The organism is Magnetospirillum sp. UT-4, assembly GCF_902729435.1.
Classification (GTDB): Bacteria; Pseudomonadota; Alphaproteobacteria; order Rhodospirillales; family Magnetospirillaceae; genus Magnetospirillum.
The window spans coordinates 1-6,981 of sequence record NZ_CACVCG010000096.1 but is presented as its reverse complement, the minus strand read 5'-3'; the positions used below and the strand labels follow the sequence as shown (position 1 = coordinate 6,981).

The window sequence follows — 6,981 nt, the reverse complement described above, 5'->3', positions numbered from 1 at the left end:
TACGGATACGGAACGGGTCGGGCGAAATGTCCGCTCCCGATCAGCGCTCGTCCTCGAAATCGATGGTCATGCGGTCGGCGGCCATGGGGCGGAAGCGTTCGTCGGCGAAGCGGACGTGGGCCGGGTGGTCGCGGAAATAGGGGATGACCCCGGCGCCGACGAAGCGGATCACCCAGGCGTGCTGGTAGCGGGAATCCTTGGTCACCGCCTGGCCGGCGAAGACCTGGCGCACGCCGGGGATGCGCGACAGTTCCGCCATACCCTCGGCGACCATGGCGTGGACGTCGTCGTCGGCGTTGTAGGCGACCACGTGGGCGACCTCGCGCCGCGGCCGGGACTCGGCCATCAGCTTTTCCGCCCAGCCGGCCGAGCCGCAGCGCCCGATGGCGGCGGCGGCGCGGGCGCGGGCGGCCTTGTGGGCGGTCTCGATCACTTCCTCCCAACGCAGGCTGCGGCCGGTTTCGTCCTGGCGCCGGGCCACCGGGATGGACACCGATTCCGCCAGTTCGCCGCCCAGCCAGGCGAAGCCGGGGTCCGGCGTGGCGTGGCTGACGATGCGGGCCGGCGGCGGCTCCAGCAGGGCGATGGCGCAGGCCTGGGCCATGGCTTCCAGGTGGACGCGGTCGGCATTGGCCACCGCCAGGCCCGACACGCCAAGGCGGATGGCCTCGGCGGCGTCGCCGCGGTCGGCCACGTTGGTCAGCACCATGGCGGTGGGGATCGGGGTCATGCGGGCCAGCGCCTGCAGCGCCGGCATCAGCAGCGCGGCATCGCGGACGGGATGCAGCACCACCGGCGAGTCCATGTCGGCGGCGGCCTCCATGGCGGCGGCCGCCAGGGCCACGTCGGGAACGTCGAAACAGGGCAGGGCGAAGCGGCCTTGCCGCGCCCCCTCGATCATATCGCGCAGGTCGCACAACATCCGCCACTTCCCCCCTTGCCACCCGCCTCGTGCGGGTTCTTCCTCGGCTTGTATTCCGCCATCGGCGCCACCGCAAGGCAAGAGCCGATGACAGAAAAAGGGGGGAGGCGGGACGCGATACGCCCCGAAGGGCTCTCCGGTCCTTCGGGGCGTTGAACACGCGGGCGCGGTTTCCCTACTGGCTGGAGCCGCTACCGGACGAACCGGTATCGGGCGTACCGCTCGAGCCCGGCTGGTCGGTGGGGGCGGAACCGGAACCCGGCTGCTGGTCGGGAGTCAGGGAACTGCCCGATCCCGGCTGGCTGGAACCGGATTCTCCGGGCAGCTCGGCGGTCTGGCATTCCGGGCGGGGATCGTTGGGCGTGCAGTCGGCAGGCATCTGGCCGGACTGGGCGCCTGGGGAAAAGGCGCCGGGCGGATATTCGGACGTGCCGGGTGCCCCAGGTTCCCGCAACTCCGCCGGCGGCGCTCCGGGGGACGAGGGCGGCGCGGTCTGCGCCAGGACCGGGGTGGCTAACAGAACCGCCATGGCGGTGGCGGCAAACAGACGGCGGATCATGCGCATCTCCTGTTCCTGCTTCTGGCCGACATGGGGCCATGGCTTGAAACAGGACAGGCGCGCGCCGGTTCGCCGCCTCCCGCCAAAGGGTGGGTCACCCCCTGTCGCGCAGCCCCTTGGCCCATTCCTCCATGGCGTCGTTGGCCGCCTTCATGGGCGCTTCCATGAAGTTGACGAAGAACCGGTCGCCCAGGTCGACGATGCCGATGGAGCGCGGGCGCACCGCCATCACCTGCGGGTTGGGCAGCGCCAGGCCGAAGCAGAACACCACGTTCTTGGCGTCCTTGATGGCCGGGTCGATCTCGCCGCCCAGGCGCTTGGTGTGGCCGAAATGGTCGAACACGGCGATGAAGGTGGCCTTGCCGTGGCCTTCGATCCGGGCGCGGAAATAGGCGACGATGTCGTCGACCGAGGCCATCGAGGTCTCGTCCTTGGCCAGTTCGAGCGAGAAGACCGGGTACTTCTCCATGAACACCGATTGCTTCACCGGGATGCTCCTGTGCTGGAAATTTAGCGAAAGCTAATGTGAATGGAGCCGGAAAGCCAGCGTCATTCGGCCGGGCATAATCCGAATGCGGCATGCTTGACCAATGTTAAAGCTCGCCCCTGGCGGCAGCGGATAGCGTGGCATGGCAAGTGGGGAAGTCCCCACGCGGAGTTTGGGTGCAGGCCACCAGCGGGGGGAGTCCGCGGTGGGTCGATGTCCAACCCTCACGGCCCTAGGAGCGACCATGTCCGAAACACTGACGAAAGCCGCTGCCCGAAATATCTTCTATGGCGGGACGGCATTCTTCTTCGTGGTGTTCGTCGCCTTGACCGCGCACAGCGTGACCAAGGCCAACGCCATCGCCGCCGCCAACCCGGTCACCCCCTCGGTGGCCGCCGGGAAGCATATCTGGGAACGTCATGCCTGCGTCGATTGCCATTCGCTGATCGGGGAGGGCGCCTATTACGCGCCGGAACTGGGCAATGTCTGGGTCCGCTTCGGCGGCAAGGAAGACGCCGCCGGCGCCCGCGAGGCGCTCAAGGCCTGGATGAAGGGCCAGCCCTCGGGCATCGAGGGTCGGCGCCAGATGCCCCAGTTCAACTTGTCCGAAAGCGAGTTGGACAATCTGGTCGACTTCCTGAAGTGGACCAGCGAAATCGACACCCAGAATTGGCCGCCCAAGGTCAGCGGCTAACCGGCGAGGTGACATCATGAAATACCAATCCCAAAAGGTCGCGCTGTACTACTTCGCCGGCGCGCTCGCCTTGTTCGTCGCGCAGGTGCTGTTCGGCACCATCCTCGGCACCGTCGTGGTCAAGCCCAATTTCCTGGCGGACCTGGTGCCCTTCAACATCCTGCGCATGATCCACACCAACGCGCTCATCGTGTGGCTGCTGATGGGCTTCTTCGGCGCCGCCTATTACCTGATCCCCGAGGAGACCGAGTCCGAGCTGCACAGCACCGGCCTCGCCATCCTGCAGTTCTGGCTGTTCCTGTTCGGGGCGGCCGCCGCGGTGGTCGGCTACCTGTTCGGCATCCACGAGGGCCGCGAGTTCCTCGAACAGCCGCTGTGGATCAAGCTGGCCATCGTCGTGGTGGCGCTGATGTTCCTCTACAACATCACCATGACGGTGCTGAAGGGGCGCAAGACCGCCATCACCAACGTCCTGCTGCTGGGGATGTGGGGCATCGCGGTGTTCTTCCTGTTCTCGCTCTACAACCCCAACAACCTGGTGCTGGACAAGATGTTCTGGTGGTGGGTGGTGCATCTGTGGGTCGAGGGCGTGTGGGAACTGGTGATGGCCTCGATCCTCGCCTTCCTGCTGATCAAGCTGACCGGCGTCGACCGCGAGGTGGTGGAGAAGTGGCTGTACGTCATCATCTCCATGACGCTGTTCACCGGCATCCTGGGCACCGGCCACCACTACTACTGGATCGGCACGCCGTCCTACTGGCAGTGGATCGGCTCGATCTTCTCGACCCTGGAAGTGCTGCCGTTCTTCGCCATGGTGGTGTTCAGCTTCTACATGGTGTGGAAGGGCGGCCGCGACCATCCCAACAAGGCGGCTCTGCTGTGGTCGCTGGGCTGCGCGACCTTCGCCTTCTTCGGAGCCGGCGTGTGGGGCTTCCTGCACACGCTTGCGCCGATCAACTACTACACCCACGGCACCCAGGTCACTGCGGCGCACGGCCACCTGGCCTTCTACGGCGCCTACGTGATGCTGAACATCGCCATCATGACCTATGCCTTCCCGCTTCTGCTGAAGCGTGAGCCCTACAACCAGACCCTCAACATGTGGGGCTTCTGGATCACCTCGTCGGGCGTGGCGTTCATGACCTTCGCGCTGACCTTCGCCGGTGTGGTGCAGACCCACCTGCAGCGGGTGCTGGGCATGAACTTCATGGAGGTTCAGGACCAGCTCGGCCTGTTCTACTGGCTGCGGCTGGGGGCAGGTTTGGTCACCCTGATCGGCGTCGTCATCATCGTCTACGCGCTGGTGGTTCCCGGCGCGGCCAAGCAGACGTCCGGCGTCGGCTACCAGCCGGCGGAGTAAGGACCAAGGCAAGGGGGCGGTCCGTTCGCGGGCCGCCCTCACTTTTTTCCAATGCTGCAGTTTGGAGTTAGTTTGATGCCGAATGGCGCCGATATTCCCTTCTACCTGCCGGTCGGCAACGAGTGCCGGCTGTTCGAGCTGGCCTTCCGCCACCGCCTGCCGCTGCTGCTGAAGGGGCCCACCGGCTGCGGCAAGACCCGGTTCGTCGCCCACATGGCGGCCAAGCTGCAGCTCGGGCTGCATACGGTGTCCTGCCACGACGACCTGACCGCCGCCGACCTCACCGGCCGCTACCTGCTGAAGGGCGGCGACACGGTGTGGACCGACGGTCCGCTCACCACCTCGGTGCGCGGCGGCGGCGTGTGCTACCTGGATGAGGTGGTCGAGGCCAGGAAGGACGTCACCGTGGTGCTGCATCCGCTCACCGACGACCGCCGCCTGCTGCCGCTGGACCGCACCGGCGAGCTGCTGCAGGCGCCCGATGATTTCATGCTGGTGGTGTCCTACAACCCCGGCTACCAGAACGTGCTGAAGCAGCTGAAGCCCTCGACCCGCCAGCGCTTCGTGGCGGTGGAGTTCGACTTCCCGCCGCCCGAGGTGGAAATCAAGGTGGTGGCGGCCGAAAGCGGCCTCGATGCCGACCGGGTGCAGTCGCTGGTGATGCTGGCCGGGCGGCTGCGGGCCATGAAGGGGCACGACCTCGAGGAGGGCGTCTCGACCCGCCTGCTGGTCTATTGCGCCACCCTGGTGGCCGCCGGCCTGCCGCTGCGCGAGGCCGTCCAGGCCGCGATGATCGAGCCGCTGACCGACGATGCCGACGTCAAGAAGGGCCTGGACGAGGTGGTGCTGGCGGTGTTCGGCTGACTGGATTTCCGTTCTTGCCAGTAGCCTCATCCTGAGCCTGCGACAGCAGGCGTCTCGAAGGATGAGGCGGGCCACGGACGTCGTGCGACGGCCCTCGTCCTTCGAGACGCCGCCTTTGGCGGCTCCTCAGGATGAGGTCCGAATTATGCGAAGAGGACACGCATGAGCATCCTGGAAGCCTTCGAACTGGAAGAGCGGGTCGGTCGCTTCTGGCACCGGCTGGTGGGCGAACGCCATTCCTGGCCGCGCTTTCCCGAGGCGGCGGTGGCGCTGGATTCGGTGCGGGCGCCGCTGGCGGTGTTCTTCCGCGGCCTCGGCGGCGATGCCGGGGTGGCCATCACCGCGGCCTCTCTCTCCACCTCGGCCCACCGCCTGACCTGGCGCCAGCGCATCGGCATGGACGACGAGCGCATGGCGGTGGCGCGCCGCGACGAGGTGTCGCTGACCCTGCCCGACCGCCTCGACCATTTCCCCGAGGCCGGGCTCAACCGCGACCTCTATTTCTGGCTGGCCGCCTATTTCACCGTTCTGCCGCCGGCCGCGCCGGTGCCTGCGGATCCGTTGGCCGCCGACCTGGCCTTCCTCGCCCGCGCCGCGCTCGCCAGCCGGGCGGTGATCGCCGCCTATCCCGGCCTCGCCGCCCGTCACGCCCGCCTGGCCGAGGGGTTGCGCCGTCTGCGCCCGGCGCGGCCGCTGGCGGCGGCCGAGGCCGAAATCGAGGCGGTGGTGCAGGCCCTGCTCGGCGGGCCGCCGCCGGGGGCCGCCAATCCGTTCATGGCGGTGCTGGCCGGCGAGGCGCCGGAGGCGGCGGCGCCGCACGGCTATCGCCCGTTCCTGCCCTGCCCGCTGTGGGGCGAGGCGCTGCACCGCGCGCCCGAGGCCCGCTTCGACGACGTCGAGGACCGCGAGCCGGGGGCGGGCAAGGAGGAGGAGGGCGCCGACGAGAAGCGCCGCCGCGCCGAGCGCAAGCGCCAGGACAACGCCAACCGCAAGGACCCGCTGATCCTCAACCGGTTCGAGAAGATCCTGGCCTTCGCCGACATGGTCAACGTCAACCGCGGCGCCGACGACCCCGACGAGGAGGAGGCCAAGAAGGCGGCCGAGGAGATGGACGTCATCACCATCTCGCAGCACGGCAAGAAGGCGGCGACCAAGCTGAAATTCGACCTCGATCTGCCGCCCGAGGCCACCGATGCCACCCGGCTGACCGGCGATCTGCTGTATCCCGAATGGGACCACCGCGCCGCCTGCTACCACCCCGATCACTGCCGGGTGGTGACCGCCATCGCCTCCGAGGAGGGCGAGGCCTGGAGCCCGAGCGACAAGGCTCAGCGGCGCATCCGCCAGGTCAAGCGCCAGTTCGAGGCGCTGCGGACCAAGGCCATGATCCTGCGCGCCCAGATGGACGGCAACGAGTTGGATACCGAGGCGGTGGTGCGCGCCCGCACCGACCTGGCCGCCTCGGGGGTGTGCTCGGACCGGGTGTGGATGCAGCGCCGGCCCATGGAGCGCGACCTCGCCGTCGCCGTGCTCATCGACTGCTCGCTGTCCACCGATTCCTGGATCGAGAACCGCCGCGTCCTCGATGTCGAGAAGGAGGCCCTGGCGGTGTTCAGCCACGGCCTGGCCGCCTGCGGCGATGCCTTCGCCGTCCATACCTTCTCGTCGCGCAAGCGCGGCTTCGTCAAGATCGACACCGTCAAGGATTTCGACGAGCCGTTCGGGGCGCAGGTGATGCGGCGCATCGGCGCCCTCAAGCCCGGCTACTACACCCGCATCGGCGCCGCCGTGCGCCACTCGGCGGCCGAGCTGGAGAAGCGGCCCAACCGCCACCGCCTGCTGCTGGTCATCACCGACGGCAAGCCCAACGACGTCGACCATTACGAAGGCCGCTACGGCATCGAGGACACCCGCAAGGCCATCCACGAGGCCCGCGCCAAGGGCATGGCGGTGTTCGGCGTCACCATCGACAAGAAGGCGCAAAGCTACTTCCCCCACCTGTTCGGCCGCGGCTCCTTCGCCATCGTCCACCACCTCGCCCAGCTCACCGCGGCGCTGCCGCGCATCTACCGGCATCTGGCGGGATAGCGGGGCA

The 6,981-nt window shown here is 68.0% G+C and carries 7 protein-coding genes; 4 read left to right on the top strand and 3 right to left on the bottom strand.

Annotated features, from left to right (window positions below; genetic code table 11):
- Positions 1 to 40: 40 nt before the first annotated feature.
- From MTBUT4_RS13535 to MTBUT4_RS13525, 3 genes are all read right to left on the bottom strand, one after another.
- Complete coding sequence (locus MTBUT4_RS13535) at positions 41 to 922, bottom strand: Dabb family protein (protein WP_173980220.1); 882 nt, start codon at positions 920 to 922, stop codon at positions 41 to 43.
- Positions 923 to 1,097: 175 nt separating this feature from the next.
- The gene (locus MTBUT4_RS13530) at positions 1,098 to 1,481 is read right to left on the bottom strand and encodes a hypothetical protein (protein ID WP_173980219.1); all 384 of its coding nucleotides are present in this window, start codon (positions 1,479 to 1,481) and stop codon (positions 1,098 to 1,100) included.
- Between the two features lie 94 nt (positions 1,482 to 1,575).
- Entirely contained in the window at positions 1,576 to 1,968 is a 393-nt protein-coding gene (locus MTBUT4_RS13525) for a DUF6858 family protein (protein ID WP_173980218.1), read from the bottom strand.
- A 244-nt stretch (positions 1,969 to 2,212) separates the two neighbouring features.
- Between MTBUT4_RS13525 and MTBUT4_RS13520 the strand changes: the two genes are divergently transcribed.
- The 4 genes from MTBUT4_RS13520 (at position 2,213) to MTBUT4_RS13505 (ending at position 6,974) form a co-directional block, all read left to right on the top strand.
- The gene (locus tag MTBUT4_RS13520; RefSeq protein ID WP_173980217.1) at positions 2,213 to 2,662 is read left to right on the top strand and encodes a cytochrome c; all 450 of its coding nucleotides are present in this window, start codon (positions 2,213 to 2,215) and stop codon (positions 2,660 to 2,662) included.
- A gap of 16 nt (positions 2,663 to 2,678) precedes the next feature.
- Complete coding sequence (locus MTBUT4_RS13515) at positions 2,679 to 4,022, top strand: cbb3-type cytochrome c oxidase subunit I (RefSeq protein WP_173980216.1); 1,344 nt, start codon at positions 2,679 to 2,681, stop codon at positions 4,020 to 4,022.
- A gap of 75 nt (positions 4,023 to 4,097) precedes the next feature.
- Positions 4,098 to 4,886 carry a CbbQ/NirQ/NorQ/GpvN family protein gene (locus tag MTBUT4_RS13510; RefSeq protein WP_173980215.1) on the top strand — a complete coding sequence of 263 codons (789 nt, stop codon included), beginning with the start codon at positions 4,098 to 4,100 and terminating at the stop codon, positions 4,884 to 4,886.
- Positions 4,887 to 5,048: 162 nt separating this feature from the next.
- Positions 5,049 to 6,974 carry a nitric oxide reductase activation protein NorD gene (locus MTBUT4_RS13505; protein ID WP_173980214.1) on the top strand — a complete coding sequence of 642 codons (1,926 nt, stop codon included), beginning with the start codon at positions 5,049 to 5,051 and terminating at the stop codon, positions 6,972 to 6,974.
- The last annotated feature ends 7 nt before the right edge of the window (positions 6,975 to 6,981 follow it).

Excerpts from the sequence above, each read along its gene's own strand:
- MTBUT4_RS13535 (WP_173980220.1), bottom strand. The coding sequence starts at position 922 with ATGTTGTGCGACCTGCGCGATATGATCGAGGGGGCGCGGCAAGGCCGC.
- MTBUT4_RS13530 (WP_173980219.1), bottom strand. The coding sequence starts at position 1,481 with ATGATCCGCCGTCTGTTTGCCGCCACCGCCATGGCGGTTCTGTTAGCC.
- MTBUT4_RS13520 (WP_173980217.1), top strand. The coding sequence starts at position 2,213 with ATGTCCGAAACACTGACGAAAGCCGCTGCCCGAAATATCTTCTATGGC.
- MTBUT4_RS13515 (WP_173980216.1), top strand. The coding sequence starts at position 2,679 with ATGAAATACCAATCCCAAAAGGTCGCGCTGTACTACTTCGCCGGCGCG.
- MTBUT4_RS13510 (WP_173980215.1), top strand. The coding sequence starts at position 4,098 with ATGCCGAATGGCGCCGATATTCCCTTCTACCTGCCGGTCGGCAACGAG.
- MTBUT4_RS13505 (WP_173980214.1), top strand. The coding sequence starts at position 5,049 with ATGAGCATCCTGGAAGCCTTCGAACTGGAAGAGCGGGTCGGTCGCTTC.